This is a genomic window from Solwaraspora sp. WMMA2101, assembly GCF_049179175.1.
GTDB lineage: Bacteria > Actinomycetota > Actinomycetes > Mycobacteriales > Micromonosporaceae > Micromonospora_E.
The window spans coordinates 588,508-608,337 of record NZ_JBMHMA010000006.1 but is presented as its reverse complement, the minus strand read 5'-3'; the positions used below and the strand labels follow the sequence as shown (position 1 = coordinate 608,337).

20 protein-coding genes are annotated in these 19,830 nt (G+C 74.2%); 12 read left to right on the top strand and 8 right to left on the bottom strand.

Annotated elements, in window-relative coordinates:
- Positions 1 to 119 precede the first annotated feature (119 nt).
- Together ACN28F_RS03325 and ACN28F_RS03320 are read right to left on the bottom strand one after the other, a co-directional pair.
- Positions 120 to 1,181, bottom strand: coding sequence for an SDR family oxidoreductase (locus ACN28F_RS03325; RefSeq protein ID WP_289206646.1), 1,062 nt, complete (start codon positions 1,179 to 1,181; stop codon positions 120 to 122).
- Positions 1,182 to 1,219: 38 nt separating this feature from the next.
- Entirely contained in the window at positions 1,220 to 1,669 is a 450-nt protein-coding gene (locus ACN28F_RS03320; RefSeq protein ID WP_289206645.1) for an SRPBCC family protein, read from the bottom strand.
- A gap of 76 nt (positions 1,670 to 1,745) precedes the next feature.
- On the opposite strand from ACN28F_RS03320, the gene ACN28F_RS03315 reads away from it, so the two are divergent.
- From ACN28F_RS03315 to ACN28F_RS03280, 8 genes are read left to right on the top strand one after another with little or no spacing between them, the layout of a single operon-like run.
- Entirely contained in the window at positions 1,746 to 3,422 is a 1,677-nt protein-coding gene (locus tag ACN28F_RS03315) for an HAD-IIIA family hydrolase (RefSeq protein WP_421356982.1), read from the top strand.
- Positions 3,419 to 4,396 carry a glycosyltransferase gene (locus ACN28F_RS03310; RefSeq protein ID WP_289206643.1) on the top strand — a complete coding sequence of 326 codons (978 nt, stop codon included), beginning with the start codon at positions 3,419 to 3,421 and terminating at the stop codon, positions 4,394 to 4,396. Before ACN28F_RS03315 ends, ACN28F_RS03310 begins: the two co-directional genes overlap by 4 nt.
- Entirely contained in the window at positions 4,381 to 5,607 is a 1,227-nt protein-coding gene (locus ACN28F_RS03305; protein WP_289206642.1) for a glycosyltransferase, read from the top strand. Before ACN28F_RS03310 ends, ACN28F_RS03305 begins: the two co-directional genes overlap by 16 nt.
- On the top strand, positions 5,604 to 6,314 hold the full coding sequence (locus ACN28F_RS03300; protein ID WP_289206641.1) for a D-sedoheptulose-7-phosphate isomerase: 711 nt from the start codon (positions 5,604 to 5,606) through the stop codon (positions 6,312 to 6,314). Before ACN28F_RS03305 ends, ACN28F_RS03300 begins: the two co-directional genes overlap by 4 nt.
- Complete coding sequence (locus ACN28F_RS03295) at positions 6,311 to 7,795, top strand: PfkB family carbohydrate kinase (RefSeq protein ID WP_289206640.1); 1,485 nt, start codon at positions 6,311 to 6,313, stop codon at positions 7,793 to 7,795. The genes ACN28F_RS03300 and ACN28F_RS03295 overlap by 4 nt, the downstream gene beginning before the upstream one ends.
- A complete protein-coding gene (locus tag ACN28F_RS03290; protein WP_289206639.1) occupies positions 7,792 to 8,487 on the top strand; it encodes an SDR family oxidoreductase in 696 nt (231 codons plus the stop codon). Before ACN28F_RS03295 ends, ACN28F_RS03290 begins: the two co-directional genes overlap by 4 nt.
- A complete protein-coding gene (locus tag ACN28F_RS03285; protein WP_289206638.1) occupies positions 8,484 to 9,491 on the top strand; it encodes a glycosyltransferase family 9 protein in 1,008 nt (335 codons plus the stop codon). Before ACN28F_RS03290 ends, ACN28F_RS03285 begins: the two co-directional genes overlap by 4 nt.
- On the top strand, positions 9,475 to 10,461 hold the full coding sequence (locus ACN28F_RS03280) for a DNA topoisomerase IB (RefSeq protein ID WP_289206637.1): 987 nt from the start codon (positions 9,475 to 9,477) through the stop codon (positions 10,459 to 10,461). Before ACN28F_RS03285 ends, ACN28F_RS03280 begins: the two co-directional genes overlap by 17 nt.
- On the opposite strand, the gene ACN28F_RS03275 is transcribed toward ACN28F_RS03280, so the two are convergent.
- From ACN28F_RS03275 to ACN28F_RS03260, 4 genes are all read right to left on the bottom strand, one after another.
- Positions 10,453 to 11,247, bottom strand: a complete 795-nt coding sequence (locus tag ACN28F_RS03275) for a TerC family protein (protein WP_421356981.1) — start codon at positions 11,245 to 11,247, stop codon at positions 10,453 to 10,455. The two genes, ACN28F_RS03280 and ACN28F_RS03275, sit on opposite strands and share 9 nt — an antisense overlap.
- A gap of 99 nt (positions 11,248 to 11,346) precedes the next feature.
- Positions 11,347 to 11,856 (bottom strand): hypothetical protein, encoded by a 510-nt coding sequence (locus ACN28F_RS03270; protein WP_421356980.1) that lies wholly within the window; start codon positions 11,854 to 11,856, stop codon positions 11,347 to 11,349.
- 49 nt (positions 11,857 to 11,905) lie between these two features.
- On the bottom strand, positions 11,906 to 13,543 hold the full coding sequence (locus ACN28F_RS03265; RefSeq protein WP_289206635.1) for a RecQ family ATP-dependent DNA helicase: 1,638 nt from the start codon (positions 13,541 to 13,543) through the stop codon (positions 11,906 to 11,908).
- Positions 13,544 to 13,595: 52 nt separating this feature from the next.
- Positions 13,596 to 13,721, bottom strand: a complete 126-nt coding sequence (locus tag ACN28F_RS03260; protein WP_289206634.1) for a hypothetical protein — start codon at positions 13,719 to 13,721, stop codon at positions 13,596 to 13,598.
- Positions 13,722 to 13,886: 165 nt separating this feature from the next.
- Here ACN28F_RS03260 and ACN28F_RS03255 point away from each other — a divergent pair, with 165 nt between their 5' ends.
- On the top strand, positions 13,887 to 15,503 hold the full coding sequence (locus tag ACN28F_RS03255; protein ID WP_289206633.1) for a glycoside hydrolase family 3 protein: 1,617 nt from the start codon (positions 13,887 to 13,889) through the stop codon (positions 15,501 to 15,503).
- Here the strand turns inward: ACN28F_RS03255 and ACN28F_RS03250 are convergent.
- Both ACN28F_RS03250 and ACN28F_RS03245 read right to left on the bottom strand, forming a co-directional pair.
- Positions 15,493 to 16,587, bottom strand: coding sequence for a PQQ-dependent sugar dehydrogenase (locus ACN28F_RS03250; RefSeq protein WP_289206632.1), 1,095 nt, complete (start codon positions 16,585 to 16,587; stop codon positions 15,493 to 15,495). The two genes, ACN28F_RS03255 and ACN28F_RS03250, sit on opposite strands and share 11 nt — an antisense overlap.
- Positions 16,580 to 16,858 carry a GNAT family N-acetyltransferase gene (locus tag ACN28F_RS03245; RefSeq protein WP_289211007.1) on the bottom strand — a complete coding sequence of 93 codons (279 nt, stop codon included), beginning with the start codon at positions 16,856 to 16,858 and terminating at the stop codon, positions 16,580 to 16,582. Before ACN28F_RS03245 ends, ACN28F_RS03250 begins: the two co-directional genes overlap by 8 nt.
- Before the next feature lie 228 nt (positions 16,859 to 17,086).
- On the opposite strand from ACN28F_RS03245, the gene ACN28F_RS03240 reads away from it, so the two are divergent.
- The 3 genes from ACN28F_RS03240 (at position 17,087) to ACN28F_RS03230 (ending at position 19,801) form a co-directional block, all read left to right on the top strand.
- The gene (locus ACN28F_RS03240; protein WP_421361240.1) at positions 17,087 to 17,461 is read left to right on the top strand and encodes a hypothetical protein; all 375 of its coding nucleotides are present in this window, start codon (positions 17,087 to 17,089) and stop codon (positions 17,459 to 17,461) included.
- A 78-nt stretch (positions 17,462 to 17,539) separates the two neighbouring features.
- Positions 17,540 to 18,361, top strand: coding sequence for a DUF1206 domain-containing protein (locus ACN28F_RS03235; RefSeq protein WP_289206631.1), 822 nt, complete (start codon positions 17,540 to 17,542; stop codon positions 18,359 to 18,361).
- 204 nt (positions 18,362 to 18,565) lie between these two features.
- Positions 18,566 to 19,801, top strand: a complete 1,236-nt coding sequence (locus ACN28F_RS03230; RefSeq protein WP_421361238.1) for a mechanosensitive ion channel family protein — start codon at positions 18,566 to 18,568, stop codon at positions 19,799 to 19,801.
- Positions 19,802 to 19,830 lie beyond the last annotated feature (29 nt).

Here is a 19,830-nt window from a genome sequence, read left to right as displayed (position 1 = left end):
TCGTCGCCGTCGTCCGGGCGCGGGCGCAACCCCGCCGCTGGTACCGGCGATCCGGCTGCCGGTCCCTGCGGCACCGGCCCGGTCGGCGGGCCGCAGTGGTCCGCGCGGATCGTCCGGGGTCAGGCCTGGGCGCCCCGCATCCGACCACCTGGAGCGGACGCGGCCGTGCGTACCCGGCCGGAACCGGCGCGGACCAGTGCCTGGGCCACACCGAGCCCGGCGGCGAGCAGTGCCGTCGCGGTCTGCTTGTGGGTCACCGCCCACAACGCGAGCGACCGCCGATGGGCCGTGTCGTCGAAGACCCCGTGCGCGCCGTGGTCGACGTCGGCGTCGGCCGGTGCGTCCACGTTGTCCCGCCAGGACGACCGGTCGATCACCTCTGCGGTCTGCTGCGAGTCGAAGCCGACCTGGCGCAGCGCCAGGAACCGGTCCAGCAGCCCGGGGGCCAGCACGTCGGCCAGTCGGGCCCGCAGCGTCGGCCCGCCGACGTTGACCTCCCGGGGCCCCTTGTCCGCCGCCCAGCAGATCGCCTGCGCGGCGACCTCCGGCTGGAAGATCGGCGGCACCGGCTGCGGGTGCCTCGGCAGATGGGTACGCACCCAGGAGAACTGTGGGGTGTTCACCGCCGGCAGCTGCACCATCGACAGTTTGATCTCCGGGCTGGCCTGGAGCAGTTCGGCCCGCAGCGAGTCGTTGAAACCCTGGATGGCGTGCTTGCTGGCGCAGTAGGCCGACTGCAGTGGGATACCCCGGTAGGCCAGCGCCGAGCCGACCTGCACGATCGTGCCGATCCCGGCCGGGCGCATCTGCCGCAGCGCCGCCAGGGTGCCGTGCACCGTACCGAGATAGTTCACCTCGGTGACCCGGCGGAACTCGTCGGCGCTGATCTCCCAGGTCGGGGCGAACACCGAGACCATCGCGTTGTTGATCCACACGTCCAGTCCGCCGTTGCGCCGGGCCAGGTCGTCGCCGGCCCGCTCGACGGCCGCCGCGTCGGCGACGTCCACCTGGTAGGTGGCGACCGCCTCGGCCCCGAGCTCCCGGCACTCGGCGGCCGCTGCGGCCAGGCCGGCCTCACCCCGGGCGATCAGTCCCAGCCGGGCACCGCGTCGGGCGTACCGTTGGGCGGTCGCCCGCCCGATGCCGGCGCTGGCCCCAGTGATCATCACGGTCTGACTCATCCCGTCCACCCTCCTGTGCCGTCGGTGCCGTACGCGGGTCAGGTCTCCACGGCGACCTTGCGGGTCGCGATGTCCGACAACCGCCGCAGCGTCTCGCGGTTGCGGTGGTGCAGGACGAGGTCGTCGAGTTTCGTCCGTACCCAGTGCAACGGGCCGGCGGTGAACGACTCGGCGATCGTCACCCGCGTGCCGTTGCCCTCGGTGCCCGCCAGCCGGAACACCACCGTCGCCTCGCCCAGCGGCCACAGTCCGGCCCGCAACGTCAACTCGGTCGGTGGGTCGCAGGAGACCACGGTCGAGGTGTCCGACAGCGACAACGGCCACGGCCCGGCGGTGTGGTGCAGGGCGGCCCCCGGCTGCGGCCAGTGGTCGTCCACGTCGCGGATGTGGACGGTGCCGACCACCCAGTCGCTGTAGGTCCATCCGTTGGCCAGCACGGCGAAGACCTGGTCCGGCGGGGCGGGGATCACCCGCTGTACGACAGCCACGAAGGCACCGGTACCCGGCCTCCGGCCGGCTAATCCGCGCGAGCCCCAAATGGTGCGGACCGGACGAAGGTGAAGGATGTTTACTCGCCGCGCCCCCGGGAACCCGACCGGCGTGCGAAGCGAACGGACCAGCCGCAGCCGCGGGCTGTTCGACGCGGTGCTGTTCGACCGTGACGGGACGCTCGTGCACGACGTGCCGTACAACGGCGACCCGGACCGGGTACGCCCGGTGCCGGGCGCCCGCGCCGCGCTGGACCGGCTGCGCGCCGCCGGACTGCGGCTCGGCGTCGTGACGAACCAGTCCGGCCTGGCCCGGGGCAGGTTCACCACCGAGGACCTGCAGCGGGTGCACGCCCGCGTCGAGCAGCTGCTGGGCCCGTTCGACACCTGGCAGGTCTGCCCGCACGACGACGCCGACAGCTGCCGGTGCCGCAAACCGGCCCCCGGCATGGTCCACGCGGCGGCCGCCGCCCTGGGCACCGTCGCCCGCCGCTGCGTCGTGGTCGGCGACATCGGCCGGGACATGGTCGCTGCCGGTGCCGCCGGCGCCACCGGCGTCCTGGTCCCCACCGAGCAGACCCTGCCGGCGGAGGTGGCGGCCGCCCCGGCGGTCGCCGGCGACCTGCCCGGCGCCGTCGACCTCATCCTGCGCCGGCACCGGATCAGCGCGGCTGCCGACGGCACCCGCCGCCGCCGGGTGCTGGTCGTCCGGTCCGACTCGGTCGGTGACGTCCTGGTCACCGGTCCGGCGATCCGCGCCGTCGCGGCCAGCGCCGACGAGGTCGTGATGCTCTGTGGCCCCCGGGGCCGCGCCGCCGCCGAACTGCTGCCGGGCGTCGCCGAGCTGATCGAGTGGCCGCTGCCGTGGATCGACCCGGACCCCGCCCCGGTCGACCCGGCCGCCCTGCACCGGCTCACCGACCGGCTGGCCGGTGTCGGTGCCGACGAGGCGATCGTGTTCACCTCGTTCCACCAGTCACCGCTTCCGCTGGCCCTGCTGCTACGGATGGCCGGGGTGCCACGCGTCGCGGCGATCAGCGACGACTACCCCGGGTCCCTGCTGGACGTGCGCCACCGGGTGCCGCCCGGACTGCCCGAACCGGAACGTGCCCTGTCGCTCGCCGCCGCCGCCGGCTTCGCCCTGCCCGGCGACGACGAACCGGTGCTGCGGCTGCGACCCGGATGCCTGCGGCCGGCCCCGCCTGCGGCCCTGGCGGACGCGCCGGACGGGACGACCGACGCCGCGGCGACCGGCGCTCCACCAGGGGGGTACGTCGTGGTGCACCCCGGCTCGTCCGTCGAGTCCCGGGCCTGCCCACCCGAGCGCTGCGCGGAGTTCGTCGACGCGCTGCACTCCGCCGGCCACCGGGTCGTCGTCACCGGTGGCCCCGGCGAACGCTCGCTGAGCACCACGGTCGCCGGGCGTACCGGCATCGACCTGGGCGGGCAGACCTCGCTGGCCCGGCTGGCCGCTATCCTCGCCGGAGCCGACGCGGTGGTCGTCGGCAACACCGGGCCGGCCCACCTGGCCGCCGCCGTCGGTACCCCGGTGGTCAGCCTCTTCGCCCCGACCGTGCCGTTCGGCCAGTGGGGGCCGTACCGGGTGCCCTGGGTGCGCCTCGGCGACCCGGTGGCCGGCTGCCGCAACACCCGGGCCGCCCGCTGCCCGGTCCCCGGGCACCCCTGCCTGTCGACCGTCTCCGCCGACAGCGTCGTCGACGCGGTCCGACTGATCAACGGGACGGTCGGATGAACATCCTCCTCTGGCACGTCCACGGCTCGTGGACCACCGCGTTCGTCCACGGCAAGCACCACTACCTGGTCCCGGTCACCCCGGACCGGGGGCCGTACGGGCTGGGCCGGGCCCGGACCTACCCGTGGCCGGACAGCGTCGTCGAGATCCGCCCCGGTCAGCTCGCCGCCGCCGACGTCGACCTGGTGGTCCTGCAACGGCCCGAGGAGTGGGAACTGGCCACCAGTTGGCTCGGCCGTACCGTCGGCCGCGACGTCCCGGCCGTCTACGTCGAACACAACACCCCCAAGGGCGACGTGCCGGCGACCCGGCACCCGATGGCCGACCGTGACGACCTCACCGTGGTGCACGTGACCCACTTCAACGACCTGTTCTGGGACACCGGTGGCACCCGTACCCGGGTGATCGAGCACGGCATCGTGGCACCGACGGCCCGCTACAGCGGCGAACTGGAACGGTTCGCGGTGGTCACCAACGAGCCGGTCCGCCGGGGCCGGGTCACCGGCACCGACCTGATGCCGCGCTTCGCCCGGGTGGCGCCGCTCGACGTGTACGGCATGGGTGTCGCCGGCCTTCCCGAGGCGCTCGGCGCGGCGGTGGCCGGGCGGGTCACCGTCCACGACGATCCGCCGCAGGCCCGGATGCACGCCGAGGTCGCCCGGCGGCGGGCGTACCTGCATCTGTGCCGGTGGACGTCGCTGGGCCTGAGCCTGATCGAGGCGATGGCGATGGGTATGCCGGTGATCGTGCTCGGCACCACCGAGGCGGTCGCCGCGGTGCCGCCGTCGGCCGGAGTGTCGACCACGAGGATGCAGACCCTCCTCGACGCCGCCCGGTGGCTGCTCGACGAGCCGGACGCCGCCCGCCGGCTCGGCGACGGCGCGCGACGTGTGGCGCAGGACCGATACGGACTGGACCGGTTCCTCGCGGACTGGGACGAGCTGCTGGAGGAGGCGCTATGCGCATCGCGATGATCTCGGAGCATGCCAGCCCGCTCGCCGCGCTGGGCGGGGTGGACGCCGGCGGTCAGAACACCCACGTCGCCGAGTTGTCCACCGCGCTCGCCGCCGACGGGCACGAGGTGCGGGTCTACACTCGGCGGGACGCCGACGACCTGCCGGAACTGGTCCGGATGGACAACGGCGTGACGGTGGTACACGTCCCCGCCGGTCCCGCCGCGCACATCGCCAAGGACGAACTGCTGCCGTACATGGCGCAGTTCAGCCGATGGCTGGTCGGCCAGTGGAGCGGCGACTGGACCCCGACGGTCGCGCACGCGCACTTCTGGATGAGCGGACTGGCGGCGGTCGACGCCGGCCGGTCGACCGGGGTGCCGGTGGTGCAGACCTACCACGCGCTGGGCACCGTCAAGCGGCGCCACCAGGGTGCGATGGACACCAGCCCGCCGCGTCGCATCGGCTACGAGCGCGCGCTCGGCCGCAGCGTCGACCGGGTCATCGCCCAGTCCCAGGACGAGGTGGCCGAACTGATCCGGATGGGGGTACCCCGGGGCCGACTGTCGGTCGTGCCGTCCGGGGTCAACGAACACACCTTCTCGCCCGACGGGCCAGTGGCCGGGCGCGACCCCGACCGGCACCGGGTGCTGACCGTCGGCCGGCTGGTCGCCCGCAAGGGCTTTCAGGACGTCGTACGGGCCATGCAGCTCGTGCCGGACGCCGAATGCGTCGTCGTCGGCGGCCCACCAGGCTCCGCGCTCGACGTCGACCCGCAGGCCCGCCAGTTGCGCCAACTCGCCGAGTCCTGCGGTGTCGGCGACCGGGTACGGCTCGTCGGCGCGGTGCCCCGCGAGGAGATGCCACAGTGGTACCGGTCGGCAGACGTGCTGGTCGCCGCCCCCTGGTACGAGCCGTTCGGGCTGACCCCGCTGGAGGCGATGGCGTGCGGCGTACCGGTGATCGGCACCGCCGTGGGCGGGCTGACCGACACGGTCGTCGACGGCCTCACCGGCGACCTCGTTCCGCCGCGGGATCCGAAGGCGCTCGGGATGGCGCTGCGCCGGCTGCTCGCCGACCGGGTCCGCCGGTTCGCGTACGCGACGGCCGCGCTGGACCGGGCCCGCCAGTGCTACTCGTGGCAGCGGGCCGCCGACCAGTTGACCGCGATCTACGCCACGGTCAGCGGGGTGCGTCAGCCGAGCCAGCCGAGCCAGGTGGTGGCCGGATGAACGACCCGCACTCGCTGATCGACAGCCACCTCGCCGGACTGGCCGAGGCGCTGCTGCCGTACCGGGAGGTGGCGTCGCGGCTGGGTCGCTGGGGGTCGGAGCTGGCCTGGACCCTGGGCCACGGCGGCCGGCTGCTGGTGGCCGGCAACGGCGGCAGCGCCGCCGAGGCCCAGCACCTCGCCGCCGAACTGGTCGGCAAGCTGCGCGCCGACCGGACGCCGCTGTCGGCGATCGCACTCACCGCCGAGACCTCCTCGCTCACCGCGATCAGCAACGACTTCGGCTTCGACGAGGTCTTCGCCCGCCAGGTCCGCGCCCACGGCCGCCCGGGTGACATCCTGCTGCTGCTGTCGACCAGCGGCCGCAGCGGCAACCTGCTCGCCGCCGCCCACGCCGGTCGCGAGGCCGGGCTGCGCTGCTGGGCCTGCACCGGCCCGGTGCCGAACCCGCTCGCCGACATCTGCCCGGAGGTGCTGGCGGTGCCGGCGGCGGATCCGCAGGTGGTGCAGGAACTGCACCTGGTCACCGCCCACCTGCTGTGCGAGTACGTGGACCAGACCCTGCCCGCCGTCCTCGGCCTGGTCGACGCGATGGGTGCCGCCGCCGGGGCGGGCACCGCCGACCGGGTGGGTGCCGCCGGCTCCGCGCCCGGTGGGGCGACCGTCTCCGGGCTGCCCGTCGTCGACTCCCACGGCGGCCGCCCATGACCACCGCCCCGATCGTCGTGGTCGGCGACACGTTGCTCGACCGCGACATCGACGGTGCGGTCACCCGGGTCTGTCCGGACGCCGCCGCCCCGGTGCTCGACGAACGCCACGTCACCGACCGGCCCGGCGGCGCCGGGCTGGCCGCTGTGCTCGCCGCCGGCCAGGGCCGGCCCGTGGTGCTGGTCAGTGCGTTCGCCGACGACGTCGCCGGCGCCCGGTTGGCGGCGCTGCTCACCACCGCCGGGGTCGACCTGCATCCGCTGCCGCTGGGTGGGGCCACGGTGGAGAAGATCCGGCTGCGGACCCGGGGCCAGGTGCTGCTGCGGCTGGACCGGGGCGGCACCGGCACCGTACGGGGCGATCTGTCGCCGGCCACCGGGGAACTGTTCGCCAGCGCCGCCGCCGTGGTGGTCAGCGACTACGGCCGAGGGGTGGCCCGGCTGCCGGCGTTGCGGACAGTGCTCGCCGCCACCTCGGCGCCGGTGGTCTGGGATCCGCATCCCCGGGGTCCGGCGGCGGTGCCCGGCGTCCGCCTGGTCACCCCCAACGAGACCGAGGTACGCCAGTTGACCGGGCAGCCGGCCGGGGACACCCGGGTCGCGACGGCGGCCGGCTGCGCCGAGGAGTTGCGGCTACGGTGGCGGGCCGGGGCGGTCGCGGTCACGATGGGCGGCGACGGGGCGTTGCTGTGCCACGCCGGCAGTGTGCCCCTGGTGGTGCCGGCCCCGGCCAGCGCCGACGGGGACACCTGCGGCGCGGGGGACCGGTTCGCCACCGCGGCGGCGATCGCGCTCGCCGACGGAGCGGTGGTCTCCGAGGCGGTCCAGGTCGCCGTCCGGCAGGCGTCGCGGTACGTCGCCGACGGTGGTGCCGCCGGGGTGCGCCGGCTGCTGGCGGTGACCGGGGCACCGGCCGACGCGCAGCGGGCCGGGGCCGGCGTACCGCCGGTGGTGGTGGAGGCCGTCGCGGCACCGGACCGGATCGGCCCGGCGGCGGCCGGGGCGCTCGCCGCCGAGGTACGGGCCGCCGGTGGGACGGTGGTGGCCAGCGGCGGCTGCTTCGACCTGCTGCACGCCGGGCACGTCTCGGCGCTGCAGGCGGCCCGGCAGATGGGCGACTGCCTGATCGTGTGCGTCAACTCCGACGCCAGCGTGGCCCGGCTCAAGGGCCCGGACCGCCCGGTGGTCCCCGAACGCGACCGGGTCCGGCTGCTGGCCGCGTTGGCCTGTGTCGACGCGGTCGTGGTGTTCGACGAGGACACCCCGCACGCGGTGCTGAGCTGGCTGCGGCCCGACGTCTGGGTCAAGGGCGGCGACTACGCCGGCGACGGCACCGGCGAGCCGGACCTGCCGGAGGCCGGACTGCTACGGCGGTGGGGCGGGCAGACGGCGGTCGTGCCGTACCTCGACGGTCGGTCCACCACCAGCATGATCGCGACAGCGCGTGATCGGGATCCGCAACGACGGAAGGAGCTGGCGTGACGAACCCCGTCACCGGTCCTGCGGTGCTGGTCACCGGCGGTGCGAGCGGCCTCGGCGCGGCCGTCGTCGAACTGGTGGCCGCCAACGGCTACCGGCCCTGCGTCATCGACCGGCGACCACCGGCCGACGGCGTGCCGTGGGTCGACTGCGATCTGGCCGACACGCGGGCGGCCGAGTCGGCCACCCGCCAGCTCGCCGAACAGCTGGGCGGGCTCGACGCGGTGGTCACCGCCGCCGGCATGGACGTCCCGGGCCGGCTGGACGCGCTGCCCGGCGACGTGTGGGAACGGATCGTCGCGGTGGACCTGCTCGCCACCGCCGCCGTGGTCCGGGCCGCGTTGCCCTGGCTGACCGAGGCGCGCGGATCCGTCGTCACGGTCGCCTCGACGCTCGGCGTGAAGGCGGTCAGTGACGCGACCGCGTACTGCGCGGCCAAGTTCGGGGTGGTCGGCTTCACCCGGGCGCTCGCCGCCGAACTGGCCGGCACCGTCGGCGTCACCCTGCTGGTGCCCGGCGGGATGCGGACCGCGTTCTTCGACGACCGTGACGCGCAGTACCGACCGGGGGCCGACGCCGCCCTGAACGACCCCGCCGCCGTGGCGGCCGCGGTGCTGTTCGCGATCCGGCAGCCGGCCGGCTGTGCGGTACGCGAGCTGGTCGTCTGCGCCGACCGGGAATCGTCCTACCCGTGATCGTCGTGCTCCGGGCGCTCGGCATCGGCGACCTGGCCACGGCCGTACCGGCGCTGCGCGGTCTGCGCGCCGCCCATCCGGCGCTGCCGGTCGCCCTCGCCGCGCCCGCCGTCCTGGCGCCGTTGGCCGAGCTGACCGGTGCCGTCGACCGGCTGCTGCCGGTCGACGGGCTGGCCCCGCTGCCCGCGGTGGCCCCGCCGCCGGACCTGGCGGTCAATCTGCACGGGAAGGGCCCGCAGTCGCACCGGCTGCTGCGGACGCTGCGACCCGGACGGCTGTGGGCGTACGCCAGCCCGCCGGCCGGCCACGACGATGGACCACCGTGGCACGACGACGAGCACGAGGTGACCCGCTGGTGCCGCCTGCTCGACTGGTACGGCGTCGCCTGCGACCCGACGGATCTGCGGCTGCGTCGCCCCCCACCGGACCGGGTCGCGGTCGGGGTCACGGTGGTGCACCCCGGTGCCGCCTCGGCCCGCCGGCGTTGGCCCGCGGACCGGTTCGCCGAGGTGGCCCGGCGGCTCACGGCGGCCGGACACCGGGTGGTGGTTACCGGGTCGGCCCGGGAACGGCCGCTGGCCGAGGTGGTGGCCGCCGGGGCGGGACTGCCCGCGACGGCGGTGCACGCCGGTCGGCTGGAGCTGTCCCGGTTCGCGGCGTTGCTGTCGCACGCCCGCCTGGTCGTGGCGGCGGACACCGGTGCGGGGCATCTGGCGACCGCGTTCGGGGTGCCCTCGGTGCTGCTGTTCGGCCCCACGTCACCGGCACGCTGGGGGCCGACGATCGACCGCCACCGGCACCGGGTGCTGCAGTACCCGCACCTGTCGGCCGGCACCGAGGAGCCGGGCACCGAGGAGCCGGGCACCGAGGAGCCGGGTGCCGGGGAGCCGGGTGTCGGGGAGCCGGGCCGGTCCGGCGGCCCGCACCCCGCGATGGCGGCGATCTGTGTCGACGAGGTGCTGGCGGCGGTGGACCGGGTGACCCGCGATGCGGCTGCGGCGTAGCGACCTCACGGCCGCCGGTTACCGGCGTCGCCGACGGGGTCGGGGCGTCATGTACCTGGACGGCGACGGGCGGGCGGTCAGCGACCGGCAGGAGTTGGCCCGGATCCGGGCCCTGGCGATCCCACCCGCGTGGCGGGACGTGTGGATCTGCCCGGACGCCAACGGGCACATCCAGGCCGTCGGATTCGACGCCGCCGGCCGCCGGCAGTACGTCTACCACCCGCAGTGGCGCCTGCGTCGGGACACCGCGAAGTTCCACCACGTACGGCGGGTGGCCGACCGGCTGCCCCGGCTGCGCCGCCGGGTCGCGGTGGATCTGCGCGGTCGTGGCCTGCGCCGGGAACGGGTGCTGGCGGCGCTGGTGCGGCTGCTCGACCTGGGCATGTTCCGCATCGGCAGCGACCAGTACGCCGCCGGCGACGATCCGACGTTCGGAGTGGCGACGCTGCGGGGCAGCCACGCCCGCTCCGGCCGGGGGTGCGTGGTGCTGCAGTTCCCGGCCAAGGGCGGCCTGGCCCAGCAGCGACGGATCGACGATCCGCAGGTGTGCGCGGTGCTGCGCGCACTGCGCCGCCGTCGACGCGGCGATCAGCGGCTGTTCTGCTACTGGGACGGGCGGCGCTGGCGGGAGGTGCACAGCGACGAGATCAATGACTATCTGCGGCGGGTCAGCGGCACCGAGATGACCGCGAAGGACTTCCGTACCTGGCACGCGACGGTGCTGGCCGCGACCCGGCTGGCCGCGCTCGGAGCACCCCGGTCGACGGCGGCCCGGCGCCGGGCGGTGGCCGGGGTGATGCGCGAGGTCGCCGACCTGCTCGGCAACACCCCCACGGTGGCCCGTGCCTCCTACGTGGATCCACGGGTGGTCGAGATGTTCCACCGCGGCCGGGTGGCCCGCCTCGGTGCCGGCGAGCCCACCCGCGATGCCGCCGAGCAGGCGGTACGGCGACTCCTGCCGCTACGGTGAGGTGGTGCCGCCGCCCGGCGTGGCCGCCGCCGACGGCTCCTTGACGAAGGTCGGATGCAGGCTGACCGGGGCGGCACCGCCCTTGGACTGGCGCGAGCGCAGCCGCAGGTTGAGGAACTCCACGAAGATCGAGAACGCGATCGGCCCGTAGACGTAGCCCTTGGGGATGTGCTGGCCGAGCCCTTCGGCGATGAGGCTGCCGCCGATCAGCAGCAGGAACGACAGGGCCAGCATCTTGACCGTCGGGTGTCGGTTGACGAACGCGCTGACCGTGCCGGCCGACACCAGCATGATGATCATCGCGATGATCACGGCGGCGACCATGATGGTCAACTCGTTGACCATGCCGACCGCGGTGATCACCGAGTCGAGCGAGAAGACCACGTCCAGGATCAGGATCTGGACGATCACCCCGGCGAACGAGGCGGTCTTGCGGCCGCCGCCGTGGTCGGCGCCCTCCAGATGCTCGTGGATCTCGTACGTCGCCTTCACCAGCAGGAACAGGCCGCCGAGCAGCAGGATCAGGTCGCGGCCGGAGATCTCCTGGCCGACGACGGTGAACAGCGGCGCGGTCAGCCCGATCACCCAGGACAGCGAGGCCAGTAGCAGCAACCGGGTGATCAGGGCCAGGGAAATGCCGATGGTGCGCGCCCGCGCCTGCTGATGCTCGGGAAGCCGCCCGGCGAGGATCGAGATGAACACGATGTTGTCGATGCCCAGCACGATCTCGAGCAGCAGCAGGGTCGCGAACGCGATCCACAGCTCGGGGCTGGTCAGAAGCTCCATGATGCTCCCAGGAAAGGGGTGTCCATCGAGCCGCGACCGGCCCGCGATCCCAGACCGTACTGCCGGGGGTCAACCTCGGCGGCACCGGGAGCCGTGGTCTCAGTCGGTGAGCACCTGGGCGAGCCGGTCGCGGAACCGCCGCTCCGACTCGGTCACCGTCTCCCCGCCGATGCCCAGCAGACCGCCGGTGGCGGCGGCACCGACGACCTGTTCGGCGATGCCGACCAGCCAGTGCTTGTAGGCGCCGGCCTCGCCGTCGTCGACCCGTGCGGTGAGCAACCGGGCGGCCTGACCGGCCCGGTCGAGTACGTCGGCGATCAGCGCCTGCGGGTCGGCCGGCTCCGGCACCGGCAGTTCCTCCCCGGTCTCGGGGTCGCCGACCCGGCTGACCAGTTCGCCGGCGACGGCGCTGACCAGCGGGCTGGCCGACTCCCGGCCGGCGCCGATGGCCTCCAGCCCGGCGGCGCTCTCCGCCCGGGTGCGTCGCCCGCCGTCGGACTCGGCGGCGCTGGCCGCGGTCAGCACCGCCTGCGGCAGCCCGACCAGCAGGCCCCACTCCTCGTCGGAGAATCCGAGCTCGGTGTACACCGGCAGGTCCGTCACGCTCATGCCCCTCTCACGTCCGACCGCCGCATCGGTGTCCGGCGGTCGATGATCCTCAGTGTGACTCGGCGGCCAGCAGACCCTGCTCGCTGACCACCGGTACGGACAACGTCTTGTATCCGACACCGTCGAAGAGCACCGTCATCCGGTCCTGCTCGTAGCCGAGGACCATGCCGGCTCCCCAGTCGGCGTGTCGCACCATACTGTGTACCGGGAACGGGCCACTGGCACCGTCGTCGGCGGTGCTGGTGCCGGCGTGGCAGCTGTCACAGTGCCCGCAGACGTCGCGCATGTGCTCGCCGAAGTAGGCCAGCAACGCCTGGCTGCGGCAGCCGTTCGCCTCGGCGAACGCCCGCATCATGTCGGTTCGGGTCCGCTGGACCGCCTGGCGGCGGGTCGCCGCCGCGACCGCGTCACCGGCGGCCCGGTCGGGCAGTGGCGCGTACGGCGGGCGGACGAACCGGCCGCCGGCGACGGCGCGGGCGGCCCCCACCTCCTCCAGCAGTGCCAGCAGCTGCCCCAGTTTGCGGGCCCCCAGCCCGCAGCGGGCCCGCAGTTGGCTGCGGGTGGCGCCGTCGGCGTCCAGCAACGCGGCCAGGTCGCGCAGGTCGTCGTGCTCCGGCGGGCTGGTGGTGAAGTAGCGCTGCAGCCCGACGTCCTCGGCCCGCCACAGCAACAGCGCCCGCGCCGGGGCGCCGTCGCGGCCGCCCCGGCCGATCTCCTGCAGGTAGCTGTCGGGGGAGTCGGGCAGCGCGGTGTGCGCCACCCACCGTACGTCCGGTTTGTCGATGCCCATGCCGAACGCGGACGTCGCCACCATCACCGGAACCTGCCCGTCGAGGAACTCCTCGTGCAGCCGCTCCCGGGCACCGGCGGCCATCCCGCCGTGGTAGCAGCGGGCCGGGTGACCGGCGTCGTCGAGCCGGGCGGCCAGTTCCTCCGCCGCCCGCCGGGTCGGCACGTAGACGATGCCGGGCGGCGTTTCGGCGTCGAGCAGCGCGAGCAGCCGGCGCCAGCGGTAGTCCTCGGTCGGGCAGTGGGCGACCTCCAGGAACAGGTTGGGCCGGTCGAGCCCGGCCACCACCAGGTGCGGATCGGTCAGCCCGAGACGGTGCACGATGTCCTCACGCACCGGCGGCGAGGCCGTGGCGGTGAGCGCGACGATCGGGGGTCGACCCAGCTCGCGGACCAGGTGTCCGATCGACAGGTAGTCGGGTCGGAAGTCGTGGCCCCAGGCGGAGATGCAGTGCGCCTCGTCGACGGCGACCAGGCCGGGGCGCAATTGGCGGACCTCGGCCAGCCGCTGCGGGTCGCAGAGCTGCTCAGGGGTGGTGAACAGGAACCGGGCCCGGCCGGTGCGGATCTCGTCGAGGGCGGCCTGTTGCTGGGCCGGTGTCTCGGCGGAGCTGATCCGGACCGCCCGCAGGTCGGGCTGGCCCCGGTCGTTGAGCGCGGTGATCTGGTCCTGCTGCAACGCCAGCAGCGGGGAGATCACCACCGTCGGGCCGGCCAGCATGGTGGCCGGCACCTGGTAGACGGCGGACTTGCCGGCACCGGTGGGGAGTACGACGAGGGCGTCACGTCCCTTGAGCAACGCGCGCATCGCGCCGAGTTGTCCGGGACGCAGCGCGGACCAGCCGAACCGCTGGCGGGCCGTGCGTCGTAGGCGGGGTGAATGCAGGGGCAGCTTCATCGGAAGCCGTGGTTACCCGGCGGGTACGCCGATCAAACGGCTGGTGCGGCGGTCACCGGAACATCGCCCGTAGGGCGGCGATCAGCAGCAGGATGCCCAGGACCGCGCCGACCACCTGTACGCCCGGTATGTCGTGCCAACTGGTCTGCTCGGCGGCGAACGAGACGATCGGTGCCATCTCCGCACTGTGCCACATCGTGCCCGGTCGGCGACAGGTCGTGGTCGATGGCTGCCGGGCGGGCGGTGCCGTGGTGGGTCCCGATTAATAGGAAGGTTTATTGACTGAACTGATCGCCGGGTGTGACCATGGCTGCTCCCACCGTCGCGAAAGGGTCCACGCCGCATGGTCGACTCCAGTCCCAGTCTGCGGCGGATGGCGGCCGCCGTACTGCAACCCGGCTTCGTCGGCACCAGCGTGCCGGACTGGGTGCGGCGCTGGACCGCCGACGGGCTCGGCGCGGTGGTGCTGTTCGACCGCAACGTGCGCGACGCCGCGCAGGTCGCCGCCCTCACCTCGGCGTTGCGGGCCGAACGACCTGACCTGCTGGTCGCCATCGACGAGGAGGCCGGCGACGTGACCCGGCTCGAATCCGGCACCGGCAGCTCCCGGCCCGGCAACCTGGCGCTCGGCGCGGTGGACGACCCGGCGCTGACCGAGCGGGTGGCCCGGGACCTCGGCCGGGAACTGGCCGGGGCCGGGATCACGCTCAACTACGCCCCGGTCGCCGACGTCAACTCCAACCCGGACAACCCGGTGATCGGCGTCCGGGCCTTCGGCGACGACCCCGACCTGGTCGCCCGGCACACCGCCGCGTGGATCCGTGGCCTGCAGTCCGCCGGGGTCGCCGCCTGCGCCAAACACTTCCCAGGGCACGGCGACACCAGCGTCGACTCGCATCTGGACCTGCCCCGCATCGACGCCGACCGGGTCCGGTTGGACGCCGTCGAACTCGCCCCGTTCCGGGCGGCGATCGCGGCGGGCACCGCCACGGTGATGACCGGCCACCTGTCGGTGCCGGCGATCGACCCGGGGTACCCGGCCACGCTGAGCCGTCCCGTCCTGGTCGACCTGCTCCGGGGGGAGCTCGGCTTCACCGGCGCGGTGATCACCGACGGCATCGAGATGCGGGCCGTGACCGGCCGCTACGGCCTCGGCGGGGCCACCGTACGGGCGCTCGCCGCCGGGGTCGACGCGGTCTGCGTCGGCGGGGAACACTCCGACGAGGCGACGGTCCGGCTGCTGCGCGACGCGATCGTCGACGCGGTCGTGACCGGAGTGCTGCCGGTGTGCCGGCTGGCCGAGGCGAGTGAACGGATCGCCCGGCTGGCCGATTGGACCCTTCGGCCGCCCGGCGTGCCGACCGTCGACAGCGCCGTGCCGACCGCCGGCGGCGCACCGGACGGTGCCGGGGTCGGGCTGGTCGCCGCCCGCCGGGCCCTGCGGCTGCGGACCGCGACGCCGCTGCCGCTGACCCGGCCCGCCCACGTGGTCGAGTTCGCGCCCCCGCACAACATCGCCTCCGGTACGCAGACCCCGTGGGGACTCGGCCCGGCGATGACCGCGCTGCGCCCCGACACGGTCACCGTACGGCTGACGGCCGCCGACCTCGACACGCCCACAACCGGCGGCCTGCCAACAGCCGGCGACCCGACGGCCCGGCTGGCTGCGGTCCTTGCCGCGGCCCGCGACCGTACCGTCGTCCTGGTCGTCCGGGACCTGCACCGCCACCAGTGGATGGCAACGGCGGTCGAGCAGGCGCTGGCGGTGCGCCCCGACGCTGTCGTCGTCGAGATGGGCGTGCCGGTACGGGTCGTCGGCGGCACCCACCTGGCCACCTACGGGGCGAGCCGGGCCAACGCCGAGGCCGCCGCCGAGCTGCTGGTCGGCCGGCGAGGCCGCGACGGTCTGTCGACCGCCGGCGGTGGTCAGCCGGTGACCCGGCCGGTGGTCAGCCGGTGACCCGCAGGATCCGGTCGTCGTCGGCGTCCGGATCACCCCGGCCGTCCCGGTTGGACGTCAACACCCACAGGGTGCCGTCGGGCGCGACGGCGGCGTGCCGCAGCCGGCCGTAGTCGCCGCGCAGCAGCGTCTCGGCGCCGGTGCCGTCCGGGTTCACCCGGTACAGCCGTTGGCCGCGTAGGCAGGCCAGCCAGAGCTTGCCCTGGTGGAACGCCAGGCCGCTGGGTGAGGCGTCCCGGGGCGACCAGGTCGCGACCGGGTCGACGAACTGCGCCAACTCGGCGACACCCTCGGCGTCCGGCCAGCCGTAGTTGCCGCCGGGAGTGATCAGGTTCAGCTCGTCGTGGCGGTTCTGGCCGAACTCGCTGGCGTACAGCTGGCCGTCCGTACCCCAGTCCAACCCTTGGACGTTGCGGTGGCCGAGGCTGAACACCGGTGAGTCGGGGAACGGATTGTCCGGTGGTGGCGTGCCGTCCGGGGCGATCCGTAGGATCTTGCCGGCCAGGCTGGCCGGATCCTGGGCGGCACCCCGCTGCCCGGCGTCCCCGGTTCCGGCGTACAGCATCCCGTCGGGTCCGAAGGCGAGTCGCCCGCCGTTGTGTGTCGCCGCCCGGGGGATTCCGGTGAGGACCGGCTCCGGCGCGCCGGCCGTACCGTCGGCGGCCAGCCGCAGCCGGACGATCCGGTTGTCGGTCGCGGTCGTGTAGTAGAGGTACACCCAGCGGTCGTCGGCGTGCCGCGCGGAGACCGCGACCCCGAGCAGCCCGCCCTCGCCGCCGGCGACGGCGTCGCTGATCCGGGTGAGCTCCCGGACGGTGCCCTGCTGATCGACGACGAGTAGCCGGGTGCTGTCCCGTTCGGTGACCAGTGCGCTGCCGTCCGGCAGGAACGCCAGGTCCCACGGCGCGGCCAGACCGCTCGCGACCACCTCCACCTCGGCGGGTGCCTCGGGCGCGCCGGATATCGTCGGGTCGCTGAACCAGCCGAGCCGGCCGCCGACCGCGATCACCGCCGCGGTCAGTACCGCCACGGCGGCCAGCGCCGCCACCGCCCGCAGCGGCCGGGAGCGGGGCCGGTCAGTCACCGGCGACCAGCGACGCGAACTCCGGATGCCGGTCGATGTAGGCGGCGATGAACGGGCACTGCGGCACCACCTGTTCATCCCGTTCGCGGATCTGGCTGAGCATCCCGTGGGCGAGCGCGTCGCCGGCGCCCTTGCCGCGATGGGCGGGGTCGATCTCGGTGTGCGTCACGGTCACCGTCCCCGGCGTGAGCCGGTACGCCGCGAACCCGGCCAGCGCGTCGTCGATCAGGATCTCGAACCGGTGGCGTGCGGGGTCGTCCTGCACCAGCACGGTCAACGTCAGGCACCTCCTTGGCCGGTGGACGGCCGTCGACGTCATCGACCACGGGCCGGCCGACACCTGCGCCGGCCGGTCGTCGCCCGTCGAGCCTATCCGGCCCGTCGCGCGTCCGACGCGCCGATTGCTTCGCCTTGTCCCGGTACCCTGGGAGCTGTGACGAACGCCCCCCTGCCGCCGGCCGCCGCCGGCCTGCCCACCGCCACCGCCGACCCGGCCGCCATGACCGACCCGACCCGGTCCGCCCTGGCCGTCCCGACAGCTGGCCGTCGCCGGGCCGGTCGGCTCGCGGCCTCGTTCGCCGGGCTGATGCTCGGTGCCGCGGTGCTCGCCGGCTGCAGCTCCGAGGGTGCCAGCACCGACTGCGGGCTGGACGCCTGCACGGTGACCTTCGACCGGGGCGTCGAGGCCAGCGCCAGTTTCCTCGGCATCGAGGCCAAGCTGATCGGAGCCGAGGGTGACCAGGTCACCGTCGAGGTGGCCGGCGAGCAGGTGACCCTGACCACGGGTCAGCAGGCGACCGAGGTCGGCGGGATGGCCGTCACCCTGGAGCAGGTCACCGACTCCCAGGTGGTGGTCCGGGTCGCCCGGCAGTGACCTGACGATCTCCTGCGGGCCGGTGCGGTCGCCGACCCGCAGGTTTGACGGTGGTCGGTACCGGTCATTGAAGCGGCCATGCCGAACACCCGCGACGCCCGACGCACCGCCCACCAGGTTGGCGAGAGCCGCTGGCTGGAGACGCTGGCCAGAGTCGGATTCATTGGATACGGAGTCGTCCACCTGCTGGTGGCCTGGCTCGCACTGCAGATCGCCTTCGGACGCTCCGCTGCCGACGGCGACCAGTCCGGTGCCCTGCGGACGCTCGCCCAGCAGCCGTTGGGCACCGTGCTGCTGATCGCGGTCGCGGTGGGGCTGGCCGCGATGGCGCTCTGGCAGGGGATCGAGGCCGCGGTCGGGCACCGCGCGGAGCAGGGCCGCGACCGGGTCGTCGAGCGGGTGCTCTCCGCCGGGCGTACGGCGGTCTATCTCTCCTTCGCCTGGACCGCCGTGCAGGTGTTCCGGGACGCCAACGCGGACACCGCCGGGCAGCAGCAGGCGATGAGCGCACGGGTGATGGCCGAGCCGGGTGGCCGGTGGCTCGTCGGTGCCGCCGGTGTGGTGCTGGTCGGCATCGGGATCGGCATGGCGGTCAACGGGATCACCCAGCGCTTCACCAAGCACCTGCGGACCGGGCAGATGAGTGCGAAGGCACGCCGGGTGATCTGCCGGCTGGGTATGGTCGGATACGTCGCCAAGGGTGTCGCGTACGGCACCGCCGGGGTGCTGGTGGTCGTCGCCGCTGTGCAGTACGCACCCGAGCGGGCCCGGGGCCTGGACGCGGCGCTGCACACGCTGCGGGAGCAGGCGTTCGGCACGCTGCTGCTCTGCCTGGTGGCGGCCGGCTTCGCGGCGTTCGGTGTCTACTGCTTCGCCCAGTCCCGCTACCGCAAGGTCTGAGACGTGTGACCGGTCACTGACTGGTGGCCCCGCCTGGCGGTCCGGCGACACTCCCGGCATCCTTGGCATTTCGCTGCCAAAGATCGCAAATCGCGCGATCGTCCCCGGCCGCCGACCGATCGCCCGTACGCCGATCGCCACCGGCTGCGCAGCCGGTGGCGATCGTTCGCGCGGTGGAGGGAGAAATTCGTGCATCCGGTTGTGGTGACGGCGACAGTGACCGTCGGAGCGGCCCTGCTGGCGGTCGGACTGGTGGCCATCGGCCACCGGGTCGTACGCCGGCTCGGCCGGCGCTCGGTGCTGCTCGCCGAGCTCGCCACCCACGCCCACCGGCCCCTACTGGTGGCGGCGACCGTCGCTGCGGTCCAGTTCGCGGTGCGCTTCTCCACCGGGTACGCCGTCGGCGAACCCTGGCGGCGGACCACGTTGCACCTGCTGGTGCTGGCGACCATCGCCTCGTGTGCCTGGCTGGTCGGGGCACTGCTGCTGGCCCTGGAGGACACCACGCTGGCCCGGTTCCGCACCGACGTGCCCGACAACCGGCACGCCCGGCGGCTGCACACCCAGGTGGTGATGCTGCGCCGGGTCACCATCGCGGTGATCGTGGTGCTGACCATCGGCGTGATGCTGATGACCTTCCCCGCCGTCCGGGGCGTCGGTGCCAGCCTGCTCGCCTCCGCCGGGGTCATCGGCGTGGTGGCCGCGCTCGCCGCGCAGAGCGTGCTCGGCAACGTCATCGCCGGCCTGCAACTGGCCTTCAGCGACGCGGTGCGCATCGACGACGTCGTCGTCGTGGAGGGCGAGTGGGGCCGGATCGAGGAGCTCACCCTCAGCTACGTCGTGGTGCACATCTGGGACGACCGCCGGCTCATCCTGCCGACCTCGTACTTCACCACCCGCCCCTTCCAGAATTGGACCCGGACCCGGGCGGCGGTGCTCGGCACCGCTGAGTTCGACCTGGACTGGTCGGTTCCGGTGCAGGTGATGCGCGAGGAGCTGCGTCGCCTGGTCGAATCATCCGAGCTGTGGGACGGCCGGGTCTGCGTGCTGCAGGTGACCGACGCGATGGGCGGCACGGTGCGGCTGCGTGCCCTGGTCAGCGCGGCCGACTCACCGAGCCTGTGGGATCTGCGCTGCCTGGTCCGCGAACATCTGGTCCGGTGGGTCCGCGACCAGCGGCCGACCGCGTTGCCCCGCTGGCGGGCCGAGGTCGGCGACGGCAACGGCCTGTCCGACTGGCTGGACCTGCGTCCGCCGGCCGCCGCCCGCGACCGAGGCGGCCGCGACCGGGTCGGCCGGGGCCGCGTACGGCCCGCCCTGGACGCCGAGCCACCAGACGACGCCCGGCTGTTCGGCGGCGGTGCCGACGGCGAGGCCCGGGCCTCGGTCTTCGTCGGCCCGGACGATTCCACCGGCCCGGATCCGCAGCGACAGGATTGATCTGGTCCCGGGCCGGGCATACAGCGGCG